Genomic DNA, 1,971 nt, shown 5'->3' on the forward strand with positions numbered 1-1,971 from the left:
TGGAATAGTGCACCACGTATTTTTTATAGTGCAATTGAAAAATAAGAAGGTATCAAGTTTATAAAATATAAAAAACATGGTCATGATATATTTGATGTATTGCAAAGCTCTTTAATACTTTGCAATACGTTGAATTCTATCGGGAATGGATTACTATGTTGTGTAGAGAATTTTGTTTCAAAACATTCTATTGGGAAGAGAGGTTATTTATCTCGATAAATTCTACGTGTATAGATATTAATATTTGATGTTTCAATTTATATGTATAGAAAGTAATAAATTTGTTTGTTGCAAAAGACAGGTGTAACGAATAAAGCAAAGTTTAGTGTTTCTGAAAAAATGGGGACTTTATAAAATGTTTTGGTGAGAAAAACTGTTGTATGCGGGTACGCGGGGAAACATCAAGCTACTCTTCTCATACCTCAGGTTACATTCCTTATGACTTAAAATATGATAATCTATAGGTTCGAAGCTGTTATTTGATACGGAGTTATAATAAAGTTCGAATTTTCTTCTGAAGAAGGGTGAAAATGGTTACGAAAAAATTTATTCAGGATCATCAAAATATCAAATTGTTTTGAGGCTTTTGAAGCAATTAGAGTAGCGCTTTGATGATACTTTTTAGAAAATCGCAAGAAGAAACTTGAAAAAGAAATCTTTTTAATGAAGCAAGGAAGGATTTTGGTCTGATATGCTCTGAATTATAAGTGCCGTGATGTCGTGTGCTATTGTGCGTGATAGCTTCATTTTAATCAGATCGTTTTGCGTTGCATATGTTCGTTTGTTCTATACGTATTTGGGAGGGAAGGAGCTTTTGAAAAGTGGCTGCTGCTTTTAGAGATTTTGATATTTTACCTCTAGGAGGCGTGTTTTCTAAGCATGATCTTATCATTTTTGCATGTTGTCACATGAGAAGTTATACAATAACCTTAAATCTTAAAAGGAAAATTCTATGAACGGGAAAAGAAAAATATTGAAAAAGGGCAGTTCTTTTGTTTCTGCTGTTCTTGCAATGGGGATGTTTGTGCAACAAGTTTCAGCGAAAACACCTGCCGATACGCTTGTGATGGCTTGGAATCTTGATACAATAAGTACATTTGATCCCGCACAAATCAATGACCGTTATGGTAATGAAGTTCTTGTTAATGTTTGTGATAATTTAGTCGTTTCTGCTACAGATGATGCTGCTAAAATGGTTCCTTCTTTAGCGAAGAGTTGGGATGTTTCAAGTGATGATCAGAGTACGGTGATTACTTTTCACTTGCGTGATGGTTTAAAGTTCAATGATGGTCGTCCTGCGAATGCCAATGATCTTGTTTGGGGTATGAAGCGGGTTGTTCAATTGAAGATGGCTACTGCGGCGACATTTAATGAATATGGGATTACAGAACAAAACGTTGATGAGGCTTTTCAAGCACCGGACGACAAAACGGTGGTGATGAAATTTGATAAACCTTATCCAGCAGAGCTCATTCTTAGCCATTTTGCCACTAGTCGTACTCTTGCTTTGCTTGATCGTGAGACACTCATGAAACACGAAAAAAATGGTGATATGGGAAACCGGTATTTGGCAAGCCATTCTGCTTGCGTTGGTCCTTATCAGCTAGAGAGTTGGCGCCCTGGAGAAGGAATTTTGTTGCGTGCAAGCTCCAATTATTGGGGGGAGGCGCCTAAATTGAAGAAGATTTTAATTCGCCATGTTGCGGAACCTGGAACACAACGTTTATTGTTGCAAAAACACGATATCGATGTTGCACGTAATCTGATGCCAGAGGATTTGGCAGATCTCCAAGCAACAACGGATATTAAAGTTAAAAGAGTGTTAGAACCATCCGTGATCATATGGGGGTTCAATGTGACAAACCCTATTTTTGCCAATGAAAAAGTGCGTTTAGCGATGCGCTATCTTATTGACTATGAAGGACTCGGTAAGACTCTTCTCAAAGATGTTGGTATTCCACGTGCAAGTTT

Annotated in this window: 1 protein-coding gene; it reads left to right on the forward strand. The window is 36.8% G+C overall.

Features of this window, described 5'->3' with window-relative positions; all coding sequences use genetic code 11:
* Window positions 1-952: 952 nt before the first annotated feature.
* A partial coding sequence (locus tag ACFINS_RS09605; protein ID WP_375706137.1) for an ABC transporter substrate-binding protein occupies window positions 953-1,971 on the forward strand: 1,019 nt, incomplete at its 3' end.

The organism is Bartonella sp. AA2SXKL, from assembly GCF_042197205.1.
Taxonomy (GTDB): Bacteria; Pseudomonadota; Alphaproteobacteria; order Rhizobiales; family Rhizobiaceae; genus Bartonella.